Genomic DNA, 23023 nt, shown 5'->3' with positions numbered 1-23023 from the left:
CGTGAGACGTAAATTCTTGCTGCTGCTGGAAACCGGACTGGTTCTGGCGGGGCTGTTGTTCGGCGCTTCTGCCTGGAAAATTCATTCTGCGCTGGACCAGTCGCTGAACGTCACCCAGGAACAAATGCTTGAAGTACCCAAGGGTACGACGCCCACCCGCACTTTCAACCGACTCGAAGCCGAAGGCGTCATCAAGGATGCGTTCTGGATTCGTGTGTACTGGCGTTTCAACCTCGCCGGACAACCCCTGCACAGCGGCGAATACCGCATGCAGCCTGGCATGACCGTCGAAGGTTTGATCGATTCGTGGAAACGCGGGGACGTGGTGCAATACAGCGTGACGCTGGTCGAGGGCTGGAATTTCCATCAGGTCCGCGCGGCGTTGGCCAAGGATGAAAAACTCGAACAGACACTCGAAGGTTTGAGCGATGCCCAGGTGATGGAAAAACTCGGCCACCCGGGGATTTTTCCAGAGGGGCGTTTTTTTCCCGATACCTATCGTTTCGTTCGCGGCATGAGTGATCTCGAACTGCTCAAGACCGCTTACGAGCGCCTCGACGAGGTGCTTGCCAGGGAATGGAACCAGCGGGCCTCCGATCTGCCCTACGCCGACCCATACCAGGCGCTGATCATGGCCTCCCTGGTGGAGAAGGAAACCGGCGTGCCGCAAGAGCGCGGCCAGATTGCCGGGGTATTCGTGCGCCGCATGGCGCTGGGCATGCTCCTGCAAACTGATCCGACCGTGATCTACGGCCTGGGCGATCGCTACAGTGGCAAATTGACTCGCGCCCATCTCAAGGAAGCGACGCCTTACAACACCTATATGATTTCCGGCCTGCCACCGACTCCGATCGCCATGGTCGGGCGCGAAGCGATTCACGCGGCCTTGAACCCGGTGTCTGGCAGTAGCCTGTATTTCGTTGCCCGTGGTGATGGCAGTCATGTCTTTTCCGACGACCTGGATGCACACAACAATGCAGTGCGCGAATACCAGCTCAAGCGTCGCGCCGATTATCGGTCCAGCCCGGCACCGGCAGCTGCGCCTGGGACAGCACCCGCCGAAACATCGGCAACTGAAGCACCCGATACCGTAACCCCGGTCGACGAGGCGCCGATCCCCGCTGCGTCGCCCAATCCTGATCCCGAGGCTTTGCCCCAGGTAGCACCGCAGGAGTCGCCATCGGCGCCTGCCGCCGAACCGGACGCCGCCCCGTCGCAAAGCCCGCAATGACCCTGACTAAGGACTGCCTGTGACTGGCTTGTTTATTACCCTGGAAGGCCCCGAGGGTGCCGGCAAGAGCACCAATCGCGAATACCTGGCCGAGCGCCTGCGTGCCGCCGGTATCGAGGTGGTGTTGACCCGCGAGCCGGGCGGCACTGCGCTGGCCGAGCGAATTCGTGAAGTGCTGCTGGCCCCGGTCGAAGAAGTCATGAACCCGGACACCGAGCTGCTCCTGGTTTTCGCCGCGCGTGCCCAGCATCTGGCCGAAGTCATCCGCCCGGCATTGGCCCGGGGGGCGGTGGTGCTGTGTGACCGGTTCACCGATTCCACCTATGCCTATCAGGGTGGTGGCCGTGGCCTGTCCCTGGAGCGTATTGCCACCTTGGAAACATTCGTGCAGGGCGACCTGCGCCCGGACCTGACGCTGATTTTCGACCTGCCGGTGGAAGTCGGGCTGGCGCGTGCCAGTGCCCGTGGCCGCCTCGATCGCTTCGAGCTGGAAGGCCGGACTTTCTTCGATGCGGTGCGCAGCGCGTTCCTCAAGCGCGCTGAAGCCGATCCCGCGCGTTATGTGCGGGTCGATGCTGCGCAACCTCTGGTGCAGGTCCAGCAGTCCCTGGACGCCTTGCTCCCGCGTCTGCTGGAGCTGGCCCGTGGCTGAAGCCTATCCCTGGCAGGACTCGCTCTGGCAGCAACTGGCCGGTCGCAAGCAGCACGCCCATGCCTACCTGTTGCACGGCCCCGCCGGAATCGGCAAGCGCGCATTGGCCGAGCGCTTGATGGCCAGCCTGCTGTGCCAGCGCCCGACTGCCCAGGATGCCTGCGGCGAATGCAAATCCTGCCTGCTGCTCAAGGCCGGCAGCCATCCGGACAACTACATCCTCGAACCGGAAGAGGCGGACAAGGCGATCAAGGTCGACCAGGTTCGCGAGCTGGTGAGTTTTGTGGTGCAGACCGCGCAGATGGGCGGGCGCAAAGTGGTGCTGATCGAGCCCGTCGAGGCGATGAACATCAACGCCGCGAACGCCTTGCTTAAAAGCCTTGAAGAACCTTCCGGCGACACTGTGCTGCTGCTGGTCAGCCACCAGACCAGTCGGCTGTTGCCGACCATCAAGAGCCGTTGCGTGCAGCAGGCCTGTCCACTGCCCGGCGAGGCCATGAGCTTGGCCTGGCTTGCGCAGACCTTACCCGACTGTTCCGAAGAGGAGCGCGTGGAGCTGCTGACCCTGGCCGCCGGTTCGCCACTGGCAGCGGTCAAGTTGCAGGCCCAAGGGGTGCGTGAGCAGCGGGCGCTGGTGGTCGACGGGGTGAAGAAACTGCTCAAGCAACAGCAGTCGCCGACGCAATTGGCCGAAGGCTGGAATGCGATTCCGCTGTTATTGCTGTTCGACTGGTTCTGCGACTGGTCCAGCCTGATCCTGCGTTATCAATTGACCCAGGATGAAGAAGGGCTCGGCCTGGCAGATATGCGTAAAGTGATTCAATACCTGGCGCAGAAGTCGGCCCAGGGTAAAGTCCTGAATATCCAGGACTGGATCCTCGCCCAGCGTCAGAAAGTCATGAGCAAAGCCAACCTGAACAGAGTATTACTGCTCGAGGCGTTGTTGGTGCAATGGGCGTCTTTGCCCGGCCAGAAGTGACTAGACTTTGAACATCAGCCGTGGAGGTCAGCATGAATGAACCCCTCAATTCCGGACCGCGCAACGGCATCCTGTCCCTGACCATCAAGGACAAGTCGGTGCTGTATGCGGCGTACATGCCCTTCATCAAGAATGGCGGCCTGTTTATTCCGACCAACAAGAGTTATCGGCTGGGCGACGAAGTGTTCATGCTGCTCAGCCTCATGGACGAAGCCGAGAAGATTCCTGTCGCCGGCAAGGTCACCTGGATCACGCCAAAAGGTGCCCAGGGCAACCGCGCCGCCGGTGTCGGCGTGCAGTTCAATGACGGTGACGACACCGCCCGCAGTCGCATCGAAACCCATCTGGCCGGAGCCCTGAAGTCCGACCGTCCCACTCATACGATGTAAGTTGCAGCCCTTTTATGCTCGTAGATTCCCATTGTCACCTTGATCGACTCGACCTCGCCGCGCACAACGGCTCACTGGATGCCGCGCTGGATGCGGCCCGGGAGCGGGGTGTCGGACACTTCCTGTGCATTGGCGTAAGCGTCGACAACGCCGCCGACGTCAAGGCCCTGGCCGAGCGTTACGAAGACGTCGACTGCTCGGTTGGCGTGCATCCGCTGGATGTCCAGCCGGGTGCGGCCCCGGCTTTGGACTGGTTGCTGCAGGAACTCAACCATCCGCGGGTGGTGGCCATCGGTGAGACCGGCCTGGACTACCACTACGAGCCGGAAGCGGCCGAGTTGCAGCAGGAATCGTTCCGCCTGCATCTGCAGGCCGCGCAGCAGACCGGCAAGCCGGTGATCATTCACACCCGTGGCGCCCGCGCCGACACCTTGAATCTGTTGCGCGAAGCCGCGCTGCCTCAGGCTGGGGTGCTGCATTGCTTCACCGAAGACTGGGAGATGGCAAAAGCGGCCCTGGACATGGGTTATTACATTTCCTTGTCCGGGATTGTCACTTTCCGCAATGCCGATGCCCTGCGCGATGTCGCCAGCAAGGTCCCGGCTGATCGATTGCTGGTGGAAACCGACTCGCCGTATCTGGCACCCATTCCCCATCGAGGCAAGCCAAACCTGCCGCAGTACGTGCGCGAGGTAGCGGAATTTCTGGCAATGTTGCGCGGGACGTCCTACGAGCAATTGGCCGCGCAAACCACCGAGAATTTCAAGCGGCTGTTTCCGTTGGCGCACGTGAAAGGTTAAATCGCAGGCAAAAAAAACCCGGGTTCTGGGGGGTGAATCCGGGTTAAGACCATTAGGAGTAAAACAAAGATACGCGGTCCGTTGGTACCTTTATCGTCGCGACACTTGGGGGAGATGTCCCGTCGACAGTTGAAGTATTGATCAGTATTGCGCCGAGTCCAGTTTAGCCGGTCAGGTTTTTAAACAATTTTGGAATACGCGCGCTTCGGAAGAGTTCTCATCAACCGGCCAACGTGCAGGAAAACCTCAAGAAACACAGATATGGTCGGATGATCCGTGCATTTTGGCGCAAGTTAGGCATAATACGCGGCTTCGAATTTTGACCCCTACAGACCTTTTTCTTATGCATAAAGAACCTCGTAAGGTCCGTGAGTTTCGTCGCCGCGAGCAGGAAATTCTCGATACCGCGCTCAAGCTGTTCCTCGAACAAGGTGAAGACAGTGTCACCGTCGAGATGATTGCTGATGCCGTCGGTATCGGCAAAGGCACGATCTACAAGCACTTCAAGTCCAAGGCCGAGATCTACTTGCGCCTGATGCTCGACTACGAGCGTGATCTGAACGAGCTGTTGCACTCCGCCGATGTCGACAAGGACAAGGAAGCGCTGTCCCGCGCCTACTTCGAATTCCGCATGCGCGATCCGCAACGCTACCGGTTGTTCGATCGCCTTGAAGAAAAGGTGGTCAAGGGCAACCAAGTGCCGGAGATGGTCGAGGAGCTGCACAAGATCCGCGCTTCGAACTTCGAACGCCTGACCCTGTTGATCAAGGGCCGGATCAGCGAAGGCAAGCTCGAAGATGTCCCACCTTACTTCCACTATTGCGCTTCCTGGGCGCTGGTGCACGGTGCCGTGGCGCTGTATCACTCGCCGTTCTGGAGCAATGTGCTGGAAGATCAGGAAGGCTTCTTCCAATTCCTGATGGACATCGGCGTGCGCATGGGCAACAAGCGCAAGCGCGACACCGACACGCCGAGCAGCTGAGCCATTCAGCAGCTTGATTGCGCCATGATATTCACCCCATGGCGCATACCGCAGGAATATACTCAGGCATGGGACTTGCTAAAACTTGATTTGTGAGTCAAGTTTTAGCTGTTCCATTTCCTTTCGCCGGAGTGCTCCATGATCGTTGACCGTCAAGGCAGGCGTTTTCGCAATTTGCGGATCAGCCTGACCTCAGCCTGCAATTACGCCTGTACCTACTGCGTGCCCGATGGCAAGCGGCTGGTGGCTGCGCAGGATGAACTGTCGGCCGATGCCATGGCCCGCGGCGTGGCCTATCTGATCGAGGCCGCTGGCATCGAGCGCTTGCGCATCACCGGTGGCGAGCCGCTGGTCAGTCCGAAACTTGAAGCCTTCATGACCGCCGTCGGCAAGATGGGGCTGCAAGACATCAGCCTGACCACCAATGGCCAGTTACTGGCGAAGAAGCTGCCGTTGCTGGTGGACGCCGGTATCCGCCGCATCAACGTGTCCCTCGATACCCTGGATGCCGCCGCGTTCCGCAGCATCGCGCGTGGCGGCGACCTGGCGACCGTGCTCAATGGCATGAACCAGGCCAGCGCGGCGGGCATGAAGATCAAGGTCAACATGGTGCCGCTGCGCGGGCAGAACCTTGACCAAGTGATGCCGCTGCTCGATTACTGCCTGGAACGCGGCTATGAGCTGCGGTTTATCGAGCTGATGCGCATGGGGCACCTTGCCAGTGACTCCAATGCCTTCCTGCAGCAATTTGTCAGCCTGCAGCAATTGCTCGACCTGATTGGCGAGCGCTACGAATACCTGCAGGCCGATGCGCCCGTGGATGCCACGGCAGTGCGCTACGAGATCCCGGGGCTGGGCCATTTCGGGGTCATTGCCAACGAAAGCGTGCCGTTCTGCCGTACCTGTTCGCGGCTGCGTCTGTCGTCCACGGGCTGGCTGCATGGCTGCCTGTCGTCGAGCAACCGCCATTATGTCGGCGACCTGCTGGACAAGCCGCGCCACCAGGCCCTGCCGGCCTTGCAGCGCCTGCTGGTGAAGGCGCTGGGAGACAAGCAGGAAGTGGCGTTCTCCGGCGGCGCGACCATCATGAAGATCATCGGCGGCTGATCGCGCAAGAAGTGGTTAGGTGTGCAACTCAGTCTGGCGCGGAAGCTGCATCCAACGCCCATTCGCCGGTTTTCCGTCACCGGCCTCTGGAGGACAGGATGCGTAACCCGGTATTGCTGCTGGCCATTTTGGCGCTTGGCGGTTGCATGAACGTCAGCGATATGGCCGAGGGCACCCGTTATCACATGAGCGATGCCGGCCTGCTCGACCACAGTGACAGCCGTCGGGCAAATAACCTGCGGATCCAGCCGGACTCCTTCGTCTATATCGCCCAGGGCGCCTTTGCGCCGCCTGGCGGCACGGCCTACCCGCGGCCCAACGCCATCGCCGAAGTCGCCTTCGATGGATTCATCGAATACTTCCCTATGGTACGCCGCGCTCGTGCGCCTGAAGGCCTCGACCAGGCCATGGGTGAAGCCCGCGCAGTGGGCGCTCACTATCTGCTGTATACACGCTTTGCCAAGGCCGACGACCGCATCGGCAACTCCGATGAGTGGCTCGATCAGGAAGCCGTGGACCGCCTGGGCGTCGATACTGGCGTCATTCAAATCATGTTGATCGAGACCAGCACCCAGTATTTGATCGATACTGCACGCATCAAGAGTCGCGGCGGTTTGCTGACGTTCCACGACTCCAGGCCAGAGGACCTGATGGGCCCGCCGCTTGAGCAGTACGCGCGAAGCCTGTTGGGCATCAGTGATCAATAATTAAGGAGCACACCATGAGCGGACCGCAAAAAGCCAACGACCTGTTGGGGCAGATCCCCAAGACCAAAGGCCTGCCGCCGGTCCACCTGTGGAATCCCGACTTCTGTGGCGACATCGATATGCGCATAGCCCGGGACGGCACCTGGTACTACCTGGGCACGCCGATCGGACGCAAGCCGATGGTCAAGCTGTTCTCCACCATCATTCGTCGCGACGGTGATGATTACTTCCTGATCACGCCGGTCGAGAAGGTCGGCATCAAGGTCGATGACGCGCCGTTCGTCGCCATTGCCGTGGAGGTGGAAGGCGAGGGTGAGGCGCAGTTGCTGCGTTTTACCACCAACGTCGAGGAAACGACCGAGGCGGGCGTCGAGCACGCCATCCGCGTGGTGATCGATACGGTCACCCAGGAGCCGGCGCCGTACGTGCATGTGCGGACCAATCTCGAGGCGCTGATCCATCGCAATGTGTTCTACCAATTGGTGGAGCTGGCCGTGACCCGGGAGATCGATGGGCAGCGCTGGCTTGGGGTGTGGAGCGGTGGTGAGTTCTTCCCGATCGGGCTTGAGCCCTGATTCTTCAATACTGACGCCATCGCGGTATGCCTTGCTCCCACAGGTGTTATGCCAGCCCTGTGGGAGCAAGGCTTGCCCGCGATGAACGATAACGCGGTATGCCGGCACCCCGAATTCCCATTGACACCCAATCATATGATGATTAGCGTGGACCTCCATCGCGAGCGGCTCAACGTCGCCCCAGCATCGAGGTCTCCATGTCCAGCAGCTTTCACGCATCGACGGTCGACTGGCTGGGCTGCTGGATCGCCACCGGCCAGGTGAAACCCGGCGCGACCATCAAGGTCGAGGCCGACCTGGGCGAACAGTTGGGTGTCAGTCGCACCGTTATCCGCGAAGCCATCAAGACCCTGGTCGCCAAAGGTATGCTCGAAGTCGGCCCGAAAGTCGGCACCCGGGTGTTGCCGATGCGCCGCTGGAATCTGTTTGATCCCCAGGTGGTGGGCTGGCTGTCGCGTAGCGGGCTGCCGGAAAACTTCGTCGACGACCTCCTGGACCTGCGCCGCACCATCGAACCGATGGCCGTGCGCTGGGCGTGCGAAAGGGCCTCCGCCGAACAGGTCCAGGCGATCCTCCAGGCCTTCAATGCCCTTGAGCGGGCGGTCGACAGCGGCATCGATTACAACCGCGCCGACCAGCTGTTCCACGAATGCATACTCGCCGCCAGCCACAATCAATTCATCGAACAGATGGTCCCGGCTCTCGGCGCGCTGCTGGCCGTGTCGTTCGAGGTATCCGCTACCGATCCGGACGAACTGCGCCGAACCCTGCCGATCCATCGGGACATCGCCGACGCCATTGCCGCCCGAGATGCGGCACGCGGAGTCTGGGCCTGCATGACCCTGATCGACAACGCCGACCTGGCCATCAAACGTCACTACCCGAAAGTCATGGCGGATAAAAAAGCCAGCTGACGACCGCGCTGCACATAAAAAAAACAGAACAAGGCAGGAGGTTTCATGGCGTGCACTGCAGTAACCGAACACCGCGCCCAGCTGGGCGAAAGTCCGTTCTGGGACGCCGCGACCCAGGCGCTGTATTGGGTCGATATCGCTGGCAAGCAGGCACTGCGCCTGATCGGTGCCAATGTGCAGATCTGGGAGATGCCGGAGCACGTGTCGGCCTTCATTCCTTGTGCAAGTGGTGACGCGCTGGTGACCTTGAGCAGTGGCGTCTACCGCCTCGACCTTGACTCCCCTGGGCTTGAACCACGCCTCACGCTGTTCTGTGTAGCTGATCCACAGCCGGGCAACCGTGCGAACGAAGCGCGTTGCGATGCCCAGGGACGGCTGTGGCTGGGCACCATGCAGAACAATATCGGCCCCGGGGGCGAGGACTTGCCGGTGACTCGTCGCTGCGGTGGTCTGTTCCTTATCAATCATGAAGGTCGCGTCGTACCGCTGCTGCGCGGGTTGGGCATTCCCAACACCCTGCTGTGGAGTGATGACCAGACCACCGTGCACTTCGGTGACAGCCTGGGCGGCACCCTGTATCAGCATTTCATCCGCACCGACGGCAACCTTGACCCGGCGCGTGTCTGGTTCGGCCCCCACTCGCGGGGCGTTCCGGACGGCTCGGCCATGGATGCCCAGGACCATATCTGGAACGCTCGATGGGACGGCAGCTGCCTGCTCAGGCTGACGCCCGAAGGCCAGGTCGACCGCGTGATCGAGCTGCCGGTCAGCCGCCCCACCAGCTGCGTGTTCGGCGGTCGGGACCTGCGGACCCTTTACATCACCAGCGCCGCGAGTCCGCGTAATCACCCGCTGGACGGGGCGTTGCTGGCGCTTGAAGTTGATGTGGCAGGAAAGGCCTGTCAGCGCTTTGCTGGATAAATCCCTAAATATGGGACTTAAAATTATATATTGAGATTTTCTTGTGGTCCGGTTTATAGTCGGCCGCATCAGTTCCACGCACTCACACCTACAAAAACAATACAGGTGAAGCGATGCTGCGATTTTCCCACCCGAATTGCGACCGGACCTCGACAGATGCCCGGTTTTCGTCGTGCCTGCAAAAAGGAGTCCTGACCCATGGCTGAACCTCTTTCCTTGCCGCCTGTTCCGGAGCCGCCCAAAGGGGAGCGCCTGAAAAACAAGGTGGTGCTCCTGACCGGGGCCGCCCAGGGGATCGGCGAGGCCATCGTCGCCACTTTTGCCGCGCAGCAGGCCAGGCTGGTGATCAGCGATATTCAGGGCGAGAAAGTCGAGAAGGTGGCGGCGCACTGGCGGGACAAGGGCTTTGATGTCCAGGCGGTGAAGGCAGACGTATCGCGGCAGGATGACCTGCACCGGATGGCGCGCCTGGCGATCGAGCTGCACGGGCGGATCGACGTGCTGATCAACTGTGCCGGGGTCAACGTGTTCCGCGATCCCCTGGAAATGACCGAGGAAGATTGGCGTCGCTGCTTTGCCATCGACCTGGACGGCGCCTGGTATGGCTGCAAGGCGGTACTGCCGCAGATGATCGAACAAGGCATCGGCAGCATCATCAACATCGCCTCGACCCATTCCACCCACATTATCCCGGGTTGTTTTCCGTACCCAGTGGCCAAGCATGGCCTGCTCGGGCTGACCCGCGCCCTGGGCATCGAATATGCGCCCAAGGGCATCCGCGTCAATGCGATCGCCCCTGGCTACATCGAGACGCAGCTTAATGTCGATTACTGGAACGGGTTCGCCGACCCGCACGCCGAGCGTCAGCGCGCATTCGACCTGCATCCGCCACGCCGCATCGGCCAGCCCATGGAAGTGGCGATGACCGCGGTATTCCTGGCCAGTGACGAGGCCCCGTTTATCAATGCGTCGTGCATCACTATCGACGGTGGTCGCTCGGTGATGTACCACGACTGACCTAATTAACCTTCAGGCGCCCTATGTACGTCCGAAATTCAATCATCATACGATATGACTATTTGCTCGCTTTAACGGTTTTAACCTAACGCTCAAAAACAATAACAAGGAGTCAGCTAATGAATCGTCGTCGAGGGATTCGCTCCCTATGCCGTGCAGCCCTGGCGGTCACTGCAGTCAGTCTCGGCAGCAGCTTGCTGGCGGCCGAGGAAGTCAAGATCGGTTTCCTGGTCAAGCAGGCGGAAGAGCCCTGGTTCCAGACCGAATGGGCCTTCGCTGAAAAAGCCGGCAAGGACAAAGGCTTCACTGTCATCAAGATCGCCGTGCCGGATGGCGAGAAAACCCTGTCGGCCATCGACAGCCTGGCCGCCAACGGTGCCAAGGGCTTTGTGATCTGCCCTCCGGACGTGGCCCTGGGCCCGGCGATCATGGCCAAAGCCAAGCTCAACGGGTTGAAGGTGATCGCCGTCGACGACCGCTTCGTCGATGCCAGCGGCAAGTTCATGGAAGACGTTCCTTACCTGGGCATGGCGGCTTTCGAAGTCGGCCAGAAACAGGGGGACGCCATGGCCACCGAAGCGAAAAAACGCGGCTGGGACTGGAAAGACACCTACGCCGTCATCAACACCTACAACGAACTCGACACCGGTAAAAAGCGCACCGATGGCTCGGTCAAGGCGTTGGAAGACGCCGGTATGCCCAAGGATCACATCCTCTTTTCGGCGCTCAAGACCCTTGATGTGCCGGGCAGCATGGACGCCACCAACTCAGCGCTGGTCAAACTCCCGGGCGCGGCGAAGAACCTGATTATTGGTGGGATGAACGACAACACGGTGCTCGGCGGCGTGCGCGCCACCGAAAGTGCCGGCTTTGCGGCAGCCAACGTGATCGGCATCGGCATCAATGGCACTGACGCCATCGGCGAATTGAAAAAGCCCAACAGCGGCTTCTTCGGCTCGATGCTGCCCAGCCCGCACATCGAAGGCTACAACACCGCCAGCATGATGTATGAGTGGGTCACTACCGGCAAAGAGCCGGCAAAATACACGGCGATGGACGACGTTACCCTGATCACCCGCGACAACTTCAAGCAGGAACTGGAAAAGATCGGCCTCTGGAACTGATGACCGGCTGACTCCACTGGTGGCCCCGGCATGGGGCTGCCTGATCTGTTTGATGAGGTGGTTATGCACGCGCAAACACACGAACGACAACCCGCTCGCGGCGCCAGCCTGCGCTTCAACGGGATCGGCAAGACCTTCCCGGGCGTCAAGGCGCTGGATGGCATCAGCTTCACCGCACACCCGGGGCAGGTCCACGCCTTGATGGGCGAGAACGGCGCCGGCAAATCCACGTTGCTGAAGATTCTCGGTGGCGCCTACACCCCGAGCAGCGGCGACCTGCAAATCGGCGAGCAAACCCGAGTATTCAAATCCACCGCCGACAGTATCGGCAGCGGAGTTGCGGTAATCCACCAGGAGCTGCACCTGGTACCGGAAATGACCGTGGCGGAAAACCTGTTCCTGGGGCACTTGCCTGCCAGTTTCGGCCTGATCAATCGCACGCTGCTGCGGCAACAGGCGCTGGCCTGCCTCAAGGGCCTGGCCGATGAGATCGATCCTCAGGAAAAAGTCGGGCGCCTGTCCCTGGGGCAGCGGCAGCTGGTAGAGATTGCCAAGGCGTTGTCTCGCGGCGCGCATGTGATCGCCTTTGACGAGCCGACCAGCAGCCTGTCGGCGCGGGAAATCGATCGCTTGATGGCGATCATCGGGCGCCTGCGCGATGAGGGCAAAGTGGTGCTGTATGTCTCCCATCGCATGGAAGAGGTGTTCCGCCTGTGCAACGCGGTCACGGTGTTCAAGGATGGGCGCTACGTGCGCACCTTCGACGACATGAGCCAGCTGAGCCACGATCAGTTGGTGACCTGCATGGTCGGTCGCGACATCCAGGACATCTACGATTATCGCCCCCGGCAGCGTGGCGCTGTGGCGCTCAAGGTCGACGGTTTGCGCGGCCCGGGGTTGCGCGAGGCGGTCAGTTTCGAGGTGCACAAAGGCGAGGTCCTCGGGCTGTTTGGCCTGGTTGGCGCCGGTCGTACGGAGCTGCTGCGCATGCTAAGCGGGCTTGAACGCAACACTGCCGGGAGCCTGCTCCTGCGCGGCCATGAGCTGAAACTGCGCTCGCCACGGGATGCCATTGCTGCAGGCATTCTGCTGTGTCCCGAGGATCGCAAGAAGGAGGGCATCATGCCGCTCTCCAGCGTGGCGGAAAACATCAACATCAGCGCTCGCGGCGCGCACTCGACTTTCGGCTGCCTGCTGCGTGGCCTGTGGGAAAAGGGCAACGCCGACAAGCAGATCAAGGCGCTGAAAGTGAAGACGCCGGATGCCGCGCAAAAAATCATGTACCTGTCCGGTGGCAATCAGCAGAAGGCGATTCTCGGCCGCTGGCTGTCAATGCCGATGAAAGTCTTGCTGCTCGACGAGCCCACCCGCGGCATCGATATCGGCGCCAAAGCCGAGATCTACCAGATCATCCACAACCTGGCCGCCAGCGGCATCGCGGTGATCGTGGTGTCCAGCGACCTGATGGAAGTGATGGGGATTTCCGATCGCATCCTGGTGTTGTGCGAAGGCGCGCTGCGCGGCGAACTGGCCCGCGAACAGGCCAATGAATCCAACCTGCTGCAACTGGCTTTGCCGCGCCAACGCGCTGACGGCGTGGCGAACTGAGAGGTGACTATATGACGAGCCAAAACGATGCCCTGCCAACCCCGCGCAAACCCCTGGATCTGCGGCGCTTTCTGGATGACTGGGTGATGTTGCTGGCAGCTGTCGGCATCTTCGTGCTGTGCACCCTGCTGATCGACAACTTTCTCTCTCCCCTGAACATGCGTGGCCTGGGACTGGCGATTTCGACCACGGGGATTGCTGCCTGCACCATGTTGTACTGCCTGGCGTCGGGGCATTTCGATTTGTCGGTGGGCTCGGTGATTGCCTGCGCTGGCGTCGTGGCGGCGGTGGTCATGCGCGATACCGACAGCGTATTTCTGGGAGTCAGCGCGGCACTGGTGATGGGCCTGATTGTCGGGCTGATCAACGGGATCGTGATTGCCAAGCTGCGGGTCAATGCGTTGATCACCACCTTGGCGACCATGCAGATCGTGCGAGGCCTGGCCTATATTTTCGCCAACGGCAAAGCGGTTGGTGTGTCGCAGGAGTCGTTTTTCGTCTTCGGCAACGGCCAGTTATTCGGCGTGCCGGTGCCGATCCTGATCACTCTCGTGTGCTTCCTGTTCTTCGGCTGGTTGCTCAACTACACCACCTATGGGCGCAACACCATGGCCATCGGAGGCAACCAGGAGGCGGCATTGCTGGCGGGGGTGAATGTCGATCGGACGAAGATCATCATCTTTGCCGTGCACGGGGTGATTGGCGCCTTGGCCGGGGTGATCCTGGCTTCGCGAATGACGTCCGGCCAGCCGATGATAGGGCAGGGCTTCGAGCTGACGGTGATTTCGGCGTGCGTGTTGGGCGGGGTATCGCTTAGCGGTGGGGTCGGCATGATCCGGCATGTGATTGCCGGGGTGTTGATTCTGGCGATCATCGAGAATGCGATGAACCTGAAGAACATCGATACCTTTTACCAGTATGTAATTCGCGGTTCGATTTTGTTGCTCGCGGTGGTGATAGACCGCCTCAAGCAACGCTGAAACGCCGACAGTTGCCTGCGATGTAGACTGACAAATTGCGATCGCGAGCAGGCTCACTCCTACAGTTGATAAGTGTTGCTCACAAGTTTTGTGAACGACGCATCTCCCCTGTAGGAGTGAGCTTGCTCGCGATTGGCCGCGAAGCGGACACCTCCCATCTGTCACCTTCCTGAAATATCCCTTGCCCGCCAAGCCTCGTTTCGGGTATCTCTTTGTACATGATTAGACAGGTACGATTTGACAAGAAACAACGGGTGGTCGACGAGCTTGTCCGGCGCATCGAAAGCGGCCTCATGGAGGACGGCTTCCTGCTGCCAGGCGAGCATCAGCTGGCTCAGGAATTCAAAGTCAGCCGCGGCACGTTGCGTGAAGCCCTGGCCGAACTAAAACGGCGCAACTACATCGCCACGCAAAGCGGGGTGGGGTCGATCGTCACGTTCGACGGCGTGGTGCTTGACCAGCGCAGCGGCTGGGCCCAGGCGCTGGCCGACAGCGGGGCATTGGTCAACACCGAAGTGCTGCGCCTGGAGGCGGTGGACCGGCCTGATCTGCTGTCGCGTTTTGGTACTGAAAAATTCATCACCCTGGACCGCCGTCGGCGCTCTAACGACGGCACCTTGGTGTCCCTTGAACGCTCTTTGATGCCAGCCAACGGTGGCCTGGAAAGCCTGCCGCGGGTCGGCCTGATCGACAACTCACTGACCATCACCCTGGCGGCCTACGGCTATATCGGCGAGCGCGGCGATCAATGGATCGGCGCAGAACCACTGAATGCCGAGGATGCGCAATTGCTCGGACGCCCGGTCGGCACGGTGTTTCTCAAGGCCTTGCGCACTACCTACGACCGGCAAAACCGTTTCATGGAACAGGTCGAAAGCCTGCTCGATCCCGTGCATTTTCGACTGCACCTGCAGTTTGGAACCTCGCAATGACTCTGCTTAACCGCGCCCTGGGTGCGTTCTACGGACTGGCCCTGGGCGATGCGCTGGGCATGCCGACGCAGTCGCTCAGTCGCGCTGACATCAAGGCGCGATTCGGCGCGATCAACGACCTGCAGGATGCCGGTCCCGATCAGCCGATCGCAGCCAATATGCCCGCCGGTTCAATCACCGATGACACCGAGCAGGCGATTCTGGTCGGTCAGTTGCTGATCGAGGGGCAGGGCCGAATAGAGCCCTCGGTGCTTGCCCAGCGCCTGATCGAATGGGAGGCCGAGATGCAGGCCAAGGGATCGCAGGATCTGCTGGGCCCCTCGACCAAGCGTGCGATCGAAATGATCCTGGCGGGGCATTCGCCGGCCGAGGCCGGTCGCTACGGCACCACCAACGGCGCGGCCATGCGTATTACGCCGGTGGGCATCGCAGCGGACATTGCCGACCCCGAACGTTTCATTCAGTCCGTGGTGCAGGCCTGCCAAGTCACCCACAACACCACCCTGGGAATTTCCAGCGCAGCGGCAGTGGCGGCGGTGGTTTCGGCGGGCATCAACGGCATGGACCTGGGCGAGGCGCTCAATCTTGGCCAACAGGTCGCACAGCAGGCCGAGAGTCATGGCCACTGGGTCGCTGGCGGTCGGATGGCTTCACGCATCAGCTGGGCTCGGACCATCAGCATCGACAGCGACAAGGCGTTACTCGCCGATTTGCTCTACGACGTGATCGGCACTTCCGTGGCCTCCCAGGAATCGGTGGTGGTGTCATTTGCCTTGGCGCAGCAGGTGGCCATCGGCGAAATGCGTGGGTTCGAGGCGCTGTGCATGGCCGCGAGCCTGGGGGGCGACACCGATACCATCGCGGCGATCCTCGGCGCGATGCTGGGTGCTTGCCTTGGAATGGACATCTGGCCTGCCGAGATGATCGACAAGGTCAAAGCCGTCAATGGGCTGGCGCTGGAGCCGTTGGTGCAGGGGCTTTTGGCTTTGCGCTGACCGCACAGGGCGCGCGTCGTAAGTTCGTTTTTGCCTACAAACACAAAAAATGGCACCAGGAGCATTTTCATGAGTTCATCAAGCACCGGGCAGAACGCCGGGCAACTGGAAACCCGAGGCATCGAACCGGTCCCCGAAGCGGAGTGCAACGGTCATCCGCTGCAGCTGTTCTGGGTCTGGTTCGCCGCCAACATTTCCATCCTCGGCCTGCCGCTGGGGGCCACGCTGGTAGCCTTTCGCGGCCTGGCGATCTGGCAGGCGATCATCGTGGCGATCCTTGGGGCTGCAGGCTCTTTCGCGGTAGTGGGCATCATCTCCATTGCCGGACGCCGGGGCCGCGCCCCGAGCCTGACCTTATCCCGGGCGATCTTCGGCGTACGCGGCAACATTGGCCCGACTCTGGTCTCGCTGATGTCGCGCCTAGGCTGGGAAACGGTCAACACCACCACTGCCGCATTCGTTCTGCTGTCGCTGTGCTCGATCCTGTTCGGTTCGCCGGTAGAAGCCAAAAGCGCTCCGATGCTGACGCTGATCTTCATTGCGATTTTCGTGCTGCTGACCTTGTCGGTCTCCGGTCTTGGTCACGCTACGTTGCTGGTCATCCAGAAATGGGCGACCTACGTATTCGGCGCGCTGAATATTCTGGTGGGTGGCTTCCTCTGCGCCACCATCGACTGGAGCGCCGTGTTCGACGCCACGCCGGCGCCATTGAGCGCGATGATCATTGGGGTCGGCACCATGGCGGCGGGTACCGGGATCGGCTGGGCGAATGCTGGCGCCGACATGTCGCGCTACCAGCATCGCAGCGTCAAGGCAGTGCGGCTGGTGGCGTCGGCCGCGTTTGGTGCAGGCATTCCGCTGGTGTTGCTGATCACTCTGGGCGGCCTGCTGTCCGTGGGCAACGATGACCTGGCCTCGGCCACCGACCCGATCGTCGCAATCCGCGACATGCTGCCAACCTGGATGGCGGTGCCATACCTGATCACTGCGTTCGGCGGACTGCTGCTGTCGAACAACCTGTCGGTGTACTCCGCAGGCCTGACGACCTTGACCCTTGGGCTCAAGGTCAAGCGGGTCTATGCGGTGGTGGTGGACATCGTCGCAATCTTCGCCGGTTCCATCTATTTCATGCTGATAGCCGACAGTTTCTACGGTCCCTTCATCACCTTCATTTCGCTGCTGGCGGTGCCGATCACGGCCTGGGTGGGAATCTTTGTAGTGGACCTGATTCACCGTCACTACTACAGCCCGACGGACCTGCTGGACGTCAGCCCGAGCAGTGCCTACTGGTATCGCGGTGGCATCGAGTGGCGCGCATTTGGTGCCTGGGCGCTGGCAATCGTTCTGGGTTACAGCTTCACCACCATTGGCACCACTGAGCAAACCCAGTGGTTCCGTGGCTTCCTGTCCGATTCCTGGCTGGGGCATAACGGCCTTGGCTGGATCGTCACCTTCCTGGTGGCGGGCGGGGTTTATTGGCTATTGGGCGGAGCGCGTGATCGTCGCCCGGGACTGATCGAGAACGCACATGCCTAGATTGCTGCACACCGGTCAGGTCATCATCGACCTGGTCATGGCGGTGGACAAGTTGCCTCAATCCGGGGGCGACGTGTTGGCGCAGTCGGCCAGCTTCGAGGCCGGGGGTGGCTTCAATGTCATGGCTGCCGCGCAGCGTAATGGCTTGCCCGTGGTCTATCTCGGGCGGCACGGTACTGGTCGTTTTGGCGACCTGGCCAGGGAAGCGATGAAGACAGAAGGCATTCAGATCGGCATTGCTCACCGCGCCACTCTAGATACCGGTTTGTGCGTCGCCGTGACCGAGGCGTCGGCGGAACGCACTTTCATTTCCTACATTGGGGCTGAAGGCGAACTGAGCGCTGAGGACCTGGCCAGTGTGCCGGTCGAGGCGGGGGATTATGTCTACGTCAGTGGCTACAGCCTGCTGCACGTCGGCAAGGCCCAGGCCTTGGTGGATTGGGTGCTGGCGCTGCCAGGCGAGATCAAGGTGGTGTTTGATCCGGGGCCCCTGGTGGACTCGCCGGACGCGCCGTTGATGCAGGCGCTGTTGCCGCGCATTGACGTGTGGACCAGCAACGGCGTCGAGGCGCTGCGTTTTACCGGTGCGACGGAGATTGCCCAGGCGTTGGTCTTGTTGGCTGATCACTTGGCGGAAAACGTATTGCTGGTGGTGCGCGATGGGCCACAGGGGTGCTGGGTCAGTCAGTCTGGCTTATGCCAGCATGTGCCAGGTTTCAAGGTAGAAGCGGTGGACAGCAATGGTGCCGGCGATGCCCATGCCGGCGTATTCATCGCCGGTTTGGCTCAGGGGCTTGCGATGCTCGAAGCGGCGCGGCGAGCCAATGCAGCGGCGGCCTTGGCGGTAACCCGCTGGGGGCCGGCAACTTCGCCTGGCTCGGTTGAGGTAGATGAGTTGATCAGCAAGACCTGCTGCGCCTGAAATGACCATCGCCGGCAAGCCGGGCTCCTACAGGTGGTGTTCACACATCCCTTGCAGGAGCCGGCTTGCCGGCGATAGCGTCATAAAGCCCAACCCCTGTAGGAGCGAGCCTGCTCGCGATAGGACCACCAGCCCCAGCGCAAGCCCAGACTAAACGTCCAGCTTACGCGCAGCCTCAACCCCCGCCGCGCTGAGCTTGATCGGCAGATTCAGCGAATGCTCGCCAGCCTCGTTGCACGTGACATGCCCCTGCTGGATCAGGCCGCGATCCTGCAAAGTGGCGAGGGTGCTGGCCACGACTTTTTCCCCGCGGTAATTATCCAGGACCTCTTTACCCAAACCACTCGGATGGGCGTGCAACAGACGGGTCAGGACTTCTTTCTCAAGGTTTTCATCGACGTTCATGCTTACCTCTTCATGACAGTAGCTTTCATAAAAGTAAAAGCGCTGCTCGCGTGGGCGAACTATTGGCTGGCACCACCTTCTGAACCCGAGCCACCGGTAGTGGTTTTCGAGCCGGTGCCGGTTTCTGCGTTATCGGGAGTCTGGGTGTCCGGTGCGTTCATCCCGCCCTGACGGCCCATGTCGCTGCCTTGGGTCCTGGGGTCGGTGCCGGTGGACGGCGGCAAACTGCTGTCGACCCCAGTGCCATTAGTGTTGATACCCGGGGCGCTCTGGATGGCGGGCGCTCTGGGCGCTTCCACTGGATTGGTCGGTCCCGTGCCGGTCGCTACGGTCGCCGCGAACGCGGTAGAGGACAGCAAGGTAGCAAGTGTGAGGGCGGTCAATCTGGACAGGATCATGGTGTCATCTCCATTAATTTAAAGTCCTTACCGAATATTGGTCCGCCCCTGATTTGAATTGGTGCCTGAAGGTCGACGAACGGTTCAGGCGCTTTGAGCCGCCCTGGCCTCCGAGATTCGTCGCCAGAGCAGACGCCCTGCGGTGATCAACCAGTTCAGCAGGCTGATCAGCACAACTGTGTGCAAAAGTGTCGCCATCCCATAGTCGACGATGATCTTGCCGGCCACGAACGGAAAGCCAAACACTCCGATGAAGTACGCAAGGCTGAACAGCAGCAGCGCTTGCGACAGAGTGCCGGCGGGTGCTTCGTTGGCCGCCAGGCCATTGATCACCGAGTAGGTCAGGCCGTAGCCGATGCCTAGCATCACCGCTGCCATCAAGTAGCTGAAGGTGTCGTTCACCACATAAGCGAACATCAGGATTGAACCCAGGGTCAACCCGGATAGCAAGCAGGAGGCGCGCAATGGGTCGCGCTTGACCACCAACCCGGCGATCAACATTCGCCCGGCGATGGCCGCGCCCATGAAGCCCAGGAAGAACAGCGAATAGTCGACTGACCGAGCGGCGGCGTAGCTGGTTTGAAAGCTCGACAGGCCCCCGAAGATGCAGCCGCCAAGGCCGACCATGATGATTGGAAACGCTGCTTTGGATGACAGCACTCGAGCCGTTGCGCGCCAGGAAATGCGTGCCCCTGCAGTCGATGCACACGGCGCTTGCCGCAGCTGCATATCCAAGCGCCAGAACAGTCCGACGCCGACCAGGCTCGCCAGTGCGGCCAGGTAAAACGCTGCCGTCACCGGATACCCCAACTCGCTCGCCAGGCGCCCGAGCAAAGGACCACTGCCAATCCCGCTCAGCATGCTCCCCGACAGCAAGGCAAAATAGCGAGTCCGTTGCGCGGGCGTGACCAGACTCGCGACGATGATCGGCCCCAAGGTATAGAACACGCCCCAACCCAGCCCCAACAGTAAACCGAACACCAGTAGCAGGTCGCCAAATCCTGGCGCCATGGCAAAACCCAGGCTTGCCGCCGCCAGCAAGATCGCGAACAGGGCAATCGAGCGCGCGGCGCCGAGGGTATCCGACAAGTGCCGGGACACAATAACCGCAACAAAAGTGCTGAGCATCGCCGCCGAAATCACGCTGCCGGCATCATGCTCGTTGCCACCCCGGGAGCTGATCAGCAGCGACAACAGGAAGGTCGAGCCGTAGGACAACGACAGCAGGTAGCTGGCGAAGCAAAACAGCGCGAACAGGCGGTTCGAGACGACGGGTATTGCGGTCGGCATGGCGGGGTCCTTGTCCGGATAAAAAAACGCTAACTGTCTATCTATCACGCGGGGCGTTGGCGTTAGGTGCGAGGTTGGCGATTTCAGCATTAGCCACGACCGGAGTATTCCCGGGCGGCGGTGTCGATTGAGATGTGACGCAGGTCGCGGAGCGACTTAGTATGGCGTTTTCCACTTTTGACGAAGGCACGTCCATGACGATCGACATCCGCCCGGCGACCCCCAGCGATGCTCCGCAAATTCTCGCGTTCATCACTGAACTGGCCGACTACGAACGGGCTCGCCACGAAGTCATCGCCAGCGTCGCCGACATCGAGCGCAGCCTGTTCAGCGAGGGCGCCACCGCCCATGGCCTGATCTGCCTGCGCGACGGCCTGCCGATCGGCTTTGCGGTGTTCTTCTTCAGCTACTCGACCTGGTTGGGCAGCAACTGCCTGTACCTGGAAGACTTGTACATCACCCCCGAACAGCGCGGCGGCGGGGCGGGCAAGACGCTGTTGCGCCACCTGGCGAAGATCGCCTGCGCCAATGATTGCGGGCGATTCGAATGGAGCGTGCTGGACTGGAACAAGGCGGCTATCGAGTTCTACCAATCCCTGGGGGCGCAACCGCAGGAAGAGTGGGTGCGCTATCGGATGGATGGGGCAGTGCTGCGGGACTTTGCTGCCGGTAATTGATAATTCCCTAAAAGATCGCAGCCTGCGGCAGCTCCTACGATCCCTGTAGGAGTTGCCGCAGGCTGCGATCTTTTTTTGATCATTCCACAATATGGGATTGATATTTATATATTGAGATTTAACCCCGCTCAGGTTTATATTCCAGCTCACTCACTGCCAAACAAACAGAACAGGTGAAGCGATGCTGGCGCAATTGATCGCGCTCGATTGGGGGACAACCTCACTACGTGCTTACAAACTCGCCGAAGGTGGCCAGGTGCTGGAGCAGCGGTCGCTGTCGACGGGCATCATGCAGCTGCCGCGCACGCCCCGAGTGATCGCCGGCCAGCCCTGCGCTGACGGTTTTGAACTGGCCTTTGATCAAGCCTGCGGCGACTGGCTTGACGCGCAACCCGGCTTGCCGGTGATTGCCTGTGGCATGGTCGGCAGCGCCCAGGGCTGGCACGAAGCCGCCTACCGGGACACCCCGGCCAACGTTGCCGATCTCGGCACATCCCTGCAAACCGTGCGCAGTATTCGCGGAGTCGACGTGCACATCGTGCCGGGCGTCATCCAGCGCTCGCGCCTGCCAAATGTGATGCGCGGCGAAGAAACCCAGGTGCTTGGCGTTCTGCATACGCTTTCAGATAAGAGCGGCCTTGCAGATAACGGCGGCGCCAGCGATCTACTGATCGGCCTGCCCGGCAGTCATTCGAAATGGGTGGAAGTAGCTGAAGGCTGCATCGTGCATTTCGATACCTTCATGACCGGGGAAATTTTCGCAGTGCTCAGCGAGCACAGCATTCTCGGCCGCACCCAGCAGCGCGGCGGTTCCTTTGACGGCGATGCATTCGACCGCGGCGTGCAGGTGGCGTTGTCGACCGATGGCGACATCGGTCCACTGTCGACCCTGTTCAGTGCCCGCAGCCTTGGCCTGACCGGTGAACTGCCTGCCAGCGCCCAGCCGGACTATCTGTCCGGGCTGCTGATCGGCCACGAAGTTTGCGCGCTGGCGAATGTCCAGCGTCATCGCCGCAACAGCGTGCATCTGCCGTCGGTCATCCTCATTGGCAATACCCAACTCTGCGACCGCTATCAACGCGCCCTCGATGCCTGTGGTTTTGCCCGGGTGTCCCTGGCCGAGCAGGCCACCGAGCGCGGGTTATGGCAACTGGCGCTGGCCGCCGGTCTCATCCCGCCAACTTCTTCCCGCTAACCCCCACTGGAGGTCTGACATGCTCAAGCAAGCCCTGGCGCAAAACGGTCTGATCGCGATCCTGCGTGGCCTGCGTCCGCAAGAAGCGGGCGCCATTGGTGAAGTCCTGTATGCCGCCGGATTTCGTGTCATCGAAGTGCCGCTCAATTCTCCCGAGCCGTACGACAGCATCCGCATCCTGCGCGATACCTTGCCTGCCGATTGCTTGATCGGCGCCGGCACGGTGCTCACCCCGGAGCAGGTCGAGCAGGTGAAAGCTGCAGGCGGCCAGGTGATCGTCATGCCCCATAGCGATCCCAAGGTGTTGCGTGCGGCAAAAGCGGCGGGTCTGTTCCTGTCGCCGGGTGTTGCCACTCCGACCGAAGCGTTCGCCGCGCTGGCCGAAGGCGCGGACGTACTCAAGATGTTCCCCGCCGAACAAATGGGCCCTGCAGTGGTGAAAGCCTGGCTCGCTGTGCTGCCGGCCGGGACTGTGCTGGCGCCAGTTGGCGGGATCACACCAGACAACATGCAAGTGTTCATCGACGCCGGGGTCAAAGGTTTCGGCCTGGGTTCCGGGCTGTTCAAGCCGGGCATGACGCCAGAGCAAGTGGCGACTAACGCCAAGGCCTACGTGGCTGCCTGGAACGCCCTTCGCTAAGACTTTTTGGCGCTGCGAGCGCTGCATCTAATAAGAGAGACATACAG

General features: G+C 61.0%; 25 protein-coding genes. 22 read left to right on the top strand and 3 right to left on the bottom strand.

Annotated features, from left to right (window positions below):
- Position 1: 1 nt before the first annotated feature.
- The 19 genes from mltG (at position 2) to ORL50_RS24290 (ending at position 18371) form a co-directional block, all read left to right on the top strand.
- Positions 2-1231: an endolytic transglycosylase MltG gene (gene mltG / locus ORL50_RS24380; RefSeq protein WP_266018760.1), complete on the top strand. Its 1230-nt coding sequence runs from the start codon at positions 2-4 to the stop codon at positions 1229-1231.
- Between the two features lie 19 nt (positions 1232-1250).
- Complete coding sequence (tmk, locus tag ORL50_RS24375; RefSeq protein WP_266018759.1) at positions 1251-1883, top strand: dTMP kinase; 633 nt, start codon at positions 1251-1253, stop codon at positions 1881-1883.
- Positions 1876-2862 (top strand): DNA polymerase III subunit delta', encoded by a 987-nt coding sequence (locus ORL50_RS24370; RefSeq protein ID WP_266018757.1) that lies wholly within the window; start codon positions 1876-1878, stop codon positions 2860-2862. Before tmk ends, ORL50_RS24370 begins: the two co-directional genes overlap by 8 nt.
- 32 nt (positions 2863-2894) lie before the next feature.
- Positions 2895-3251, top strand: coding sequence for a PilZ domain-containing protein (locus tag ORL50_RS24365; protein WP_266018756.1), 357 nt, complete (start codon positions 2895-2897; stop codon positions 3249-3251).
- A 14-nt stretch (positions 3252-3265) separates the two neighbouring features.
- Positions 3266-4051 (top strand): TatD family hydrolase, encoded by a 786-nt coding sequence (locus tag ORL50_RS24360; RefSeq protein WP_266018754.1) that lies wholly within the window; start codon positions 3266-3268, stop codon positions 4049-4051.
- A 343-nt stretch (positions 4052-4394) separates the two neighbouring features.
- Positions 4395-5033 (top strand): TetR/AcrR family transcriptional regulator, encoded by a 639-nt coding sequence (locus tag ORL50_RS24355; protein WP_019689364.1) that lies wholly within the window; start codon positions 4395-4397, stop codon positions 5031-5033.
- A gap of 138 nt (positions 5034-5171) precedes the next feature.
- Positions 5172-6140 (top strand): GTP 3',8-cyclase MoaA, encoded by a 969-nt coding sequence (locus tag ORL50_RS24350; RefSeq protein WP_266018750.1) that lies wholly within the window; start codon positions 5172-5174, stop codon positions 6138-6140.
- 98 nt (positions 6141-6238) lie between these two features.
- Positions 6239-6847, top strand: coding sequence for a DUF4823 domain-containing protein (locus ORL50_RS24345; RefSeq protein ID WP_266018748.1), 609 nt, complete (start codon positions 6239-6241; stop codon positions 6845-6847).
- A 14-nt stretch (positions 6848-6861) separates the two neighbouring features.
- Entirely contained in the window at positions 6862-7422 is a 561-nt protein-coding gene (locus ORL50_RS24340; RefSeq protein WP_266018746.1) for a DUF1285 domain-containing protein, read from the top strand.
- Between the two features lie 197 nt (positions 7423-7619).
- On the top strand, positions 7620-8336 hold the full coding sequence (locus ORL50_RS24335) for a FadR/GntR family transcriptional regulator (RefSeq protein WP_266018744.1): 717 nt from the start codon (positions 7620-7622) through the stop codon (positions 8334-8336).
- Between the two features lie 45 nt (positions 8337-8381).
- Positions 8382-9257: an SMP-30/gluconolactonase/LRE family protein gene (locus ORL50_RS24330; protein ID WP_266018742.1), complete on the top strand. Its 876-nt coding sequence runs from the start codon at positions 8382-8384 to the stop codon at positions 9255-9257.
- 198 nt (positions 9258-9455) lie between these two features.
- Entirely contained in the window at positions 9456-10274 is an 819-nt protein-coding gene (locus ORL50_RS24325) for an SDR family oxidoreductase (protein WP_266018740.1), read from the top strand.
- Between the two features lie 119 nt (positions 10275-10393).
- Positions 10394-11398, top strand: a complete 1005-nt coding sequence (locus ORL50_RS24320) for a substrate-binding domain-containing protein (RefSeq protein ID WP_266018738.1) — start codon at positions 10394-10396, stop codon at positions 11396-11398.
- Positions 11399-11461: 63 nt separating this feature from the next.
- Positions 11462-13006 carry an L-arabinose ABC transporter ATP-binding protein AraG gene (araG, locus tag ORL50_RS24315; RefSeq protein WP_266018736.1) on the top strand — a complete coding sequence of 515 codons (1545 nt, stop codon included), beginning with the start codon at positions 11462-11464 and terminating at the stop codon, positions 13004-13006.
- A gap of 11 nt (positions 13007-13017) precedes the next feature.
- The gene (araH, locus tag ORL50_RS24310) at positions 13018-13986 is read left to right on the top strand and encodes an L-arabinose ABC transporter permease AraH (RefSeq protein WP_266018734.1); all 969 of its coding nucleotides are present in this window, start codon (positions 13018-13020) and stop codon (positions 13984-13986) included.
- Between the two features lie 218 nt (positions 13987-14204).
- Positions 14205-14918, top strand: coding sequence for a GntR family transcriptional regulator (locus tag ORL50_RS24305; protein WP_266018732.1), 714 nt, complete (start codon positions 14205-14207; stop codon positions 14916-14918).
- Positions 14915-15913, top strand: coding sequence for an ADP-ribosylglycohydrolase family protein (locus ORL50_RS24300; protein ID WP_266018730.1), 999 nt, complete (start codon positions 14915-14917; stop codon positions 15911-15913). Before ORL50_RS24305 ends, ORL50_RS24300 begins: the two co-directional genes overlap by 4 nt.
- Positions 15914-15982: 69 nt before the next feature.
- Positions 15983-17449, top strand: a complete 1467-nt coding sequence (locus ORL50_RS24295; RefSeq protein ID WP_266018729.1) for a purine-cytosine permease family protein — start codon at positions 15983-15985, stop codon at positions 17447-17449.
- Positions 17442-18371, top strand: a complete 930-nt coding sequence (locus ORL50_RS24290) for a PfkB family carbohydrate kinase (protein ID WP_266018728.1) — start codon at positions 17442-17444, stop codon at positions 18369-18371. The genes ORL50_RS24295 and ORL50_RS24290 overlap by 8 nt, the downstream gene beginning before the upstream one ends.
- Before the next feature lie 150 nt (positions 18372-18521).
- Here ORL50_RS24290 and ORL50_RS24285 read toward each other — a convergent pair whose 3' ends face one another.
- From ORL50_RS24285 to ORL50_RS24275, 3 genes are all read right to left on the bottom strand, one after another.
- A complete protein-coding gene (locus tag ORL50_RS24285; RefSeq protein ID WP_266018726.1) occupies positions 18522-18776 on the bottom strand; it encodes a hypothetical protein in 255 nt (84 codons plus the stop codon).
- 59 nt (positions 18777-18835) lie between these two features.
- Entirely contained in the window at positions 18836-19174 is a 339-nt protein-coding gene (locus ORL50_RS24280; protein ID WP_266018723.1) for a hypothetical protein, read from the bottom strand.
- An 84-nt stretch (positions 19175-19258) separates the two neighbouring features.
- Positions 19259-20464 carry an MFS transporter gene (locus tag ORL50_RS24275; RefSeq protein ID WP_266018721.1) on the bottom strand — a complete coding sequence of 402 codons (1206 nt, stop codon included), beginning with the start codon at positions 20462-20464 and terminating at the stop codon, positions 19259-19261.
- Between the two features lie 194 nt (positions 20465-20658).
- Between ORL50_RS24275 and ORL50_RS24270 the strand changes: the two genes are divergently transcribed.
- The 3 genes from ORL50_RS24270 to ORL50_RS24260 all read left to right on the top strand — a co-directional run bounded on the left by ORL50_RS24270 (position 20659) and on the right by ORL50_RS24260 (position 22976).
- A complete protein-coding gene (locus ORL50_RS24270) occupies positions 20659-21141 on the top strand; it encodes a GNAT family N-acetyltransferase (RefSeq protein ID WP_266018880.1) in 483 nt (160 codons plus the stop codon).
- 181 nt (positions 21142-21322) lie between these two features.
- A complete protein-coding gene (locus tag ORL50_RS24265; RefSeq protein WP_266018719.1) occupies positions 21323-22336 on the top strand; it encodes a 2-dehydro-3-deoxygalactonokinase in 1014 nt (337 codons plus the stop codon).
- A gap of 19 nt (positions 22337-22355) precedes the next feature.
- Positions 22356-22976: a 2-dehydro-3-deoxy-6-phosphogalactonate aldolase gene (locus ORL50_RS24260; protein ID WP_266018717.1), complete on the top strand. Its 621-nt coding sequence runs from the start codon at positions 22356-22358 to the stop codon at positions 22974-22976.
- Positions 22977-23023 lie beyond the last annotated feature (47 nt).

Source organism: Pseudomonas sp. RIT-562 (assembly GCF_026241895.1).
In the GTDB taxonomy this organism is placed as follows: domain Bacteria; phylum Pseudomonadota; class Gammaproteobacteria; order Pseudomonadales; family Pseudomonadaceae; genus Aquipseudomonas; species Aquipseudomonas mandelii_F.
This window is presented reverse-complemented; position numbering and strand designations above follow the sequence as displayed.

Excerpts from the sequence above, each read along its gene's own strand:
- ORL50_RS24350 (WP_266018750.1), top strand. The coding sequence starts at position 5,172 with ATGATCGTTGACCGTCAAGGCAGGCGTTTTCGCAATTTGCGGATCAGC.
- ORL50_RS24270 (WP_266018880.1), top strand. The coding sequence starts at position 20,659 with ATGACGATCGACATCCGCCCGGCGACCCCCAGCGATGCTCCGCAAATT.
- ORL50_RS24335 (WP_266018744.1), top strand. The coding sequence starts at position 7,620 with ATGTCCAGCAGCTTTCACGCATCGACGGTCGACTGGCTGGGCTGCTGG.
- araH (WP_266018734.1), top strand. The coding sequence starts at position 13,018 with ATGACGAGCCAAAACGATGCCCTGCCAACCCCGCGCAAACCCCTGGAT.
- ORL50_RS24330 (WP_266018742.1), top strand. The coding sequence starts at position 8,382 with ATGGCGTGCACTGCAGTAACCGAACACCGCGCCCAGCTGGGCGAAAGT.
- ORL50_RS24365 (WP_266018756.1), top strand. The coding sequence starts at position 2,895 with ATGAATGAACCCCTCAATTCCGGACCGCGCAACGGCATCCTGTCCCTG.
- ORL50_RS24325 (WP_266018740.1), top strand. The coding sequence starts at position 9,456 with ATGGCTGAACCTCTTTCCTTGCCGCCTGTTCCGGAGCCGCCCAAAGGG.
- ORL50_RS24260 (WP_266018717.1), top strand. The coding sequence starts at position 22,356 with ATGCTCAAGCAAGCCCTGGCGCAAAACGGTCTGATCGCGATCCTGCGT.
- ORL50_RS24285 (WP_266018726.1), bottom strand. The coding sequence starts at position 18,776 with ATGAACGTCGATGAAAACCTTGAGAAAGAAGTCCTGACCCGTCTGTTG.
- ORL50_RS24280 (WP_266018723.1), bottom strand. The coding sequence starts at position 19,174 with ATGATCCTGTCCAGATTGACCGCCCTCACACTTGCTACCTTGCTGTCC.
- ORL50_RS24345 (WP_266018748.1), top strand. The coding sequence starts at position 6,239 with ATGCGTAACCCGGTATTGCTGCTGGCCATTTTGGCGCTTGGCGGTTGC.
- ORL50_RS24300 (WP_266018730.1), top strand. The coding sequence starts at position 14,915 with ATGACTCTGCTTAACCGCGCCCTGGGTGCGTTCTACGGACTGGCCCTG.
- araG (WP_266018736.1), top strand. The coding sequence starts at position 11,462 with ATGCACGCGCAAACACACGAACGACAACCCGCTCGCGGCGCCAGCCTG.
- ORL50_RS24355 (WP_019689364.1), top strand. The coding sequence starts at position 4,395 with ATGCATAAAGAACCTCGTAAGGTCCGTGAGTTTCGTCGCCGCGAGCAG.
- ORL50_RS24340 (WP_266018746.1), top strand. The coding sequence starts at position 6,862 with ATGAGCGGACCGCAAAAAGCCAACGACCTGTTGGGGCAGATCCCCAAG.
- ORL50_RS24295 (WP_266018729.1), top strand. The coding sequence starts at position 15,983 with ATGAGTTCATCAAGCACCGGGCAGAACGCCGGGCAACTGGAAACCCGA.
- ORL50_RS24360 (WP_266018754.1), top strand. The coding sequence starts at position 3,266 with ATGCTCGTAGATTCCCATTGTCACCTTGATCGACTCGACCTCGCCGCG.
- ORL50_RS24290 (WP_266018728.1), top strand. The coding sequence starts at position 17,442 with ATGCCTAGATTGCTGCACACCGGTCAGGTCATCATCGACCTGGTCATG.
- ORL50_RS24305 (WP_266018732.1), top strand. The coding sequence starts at position 14,205 with ATGATTAGACAGGTACGATTTGACAAGAAACAACGGGTGGTCGACGAG.
- ORL50_RS24320 (WP_266018738.1), top strand. The coding sequence starts at position 10,394 with ATGAATCGTCGTCGAGGGATTCGCTCCCTATGCCGTGCAGCCCTGGCG.
- ORL50_RS24265 (WP_266018719.1), top strand. The coding sequence starts at position 21,323 with ATGCTGGCGCAATTGATCGCGCTCGATTGGGGGACAACCTCACTACGT.
- ORL50_RS24275 (WP_266018721.1), bottom strand. The coding sequence starts at position 20,464 with ATGCCGACCGCAATACCCGTCGTCTCGAACCGCCTGTTCGCGCTGTTT.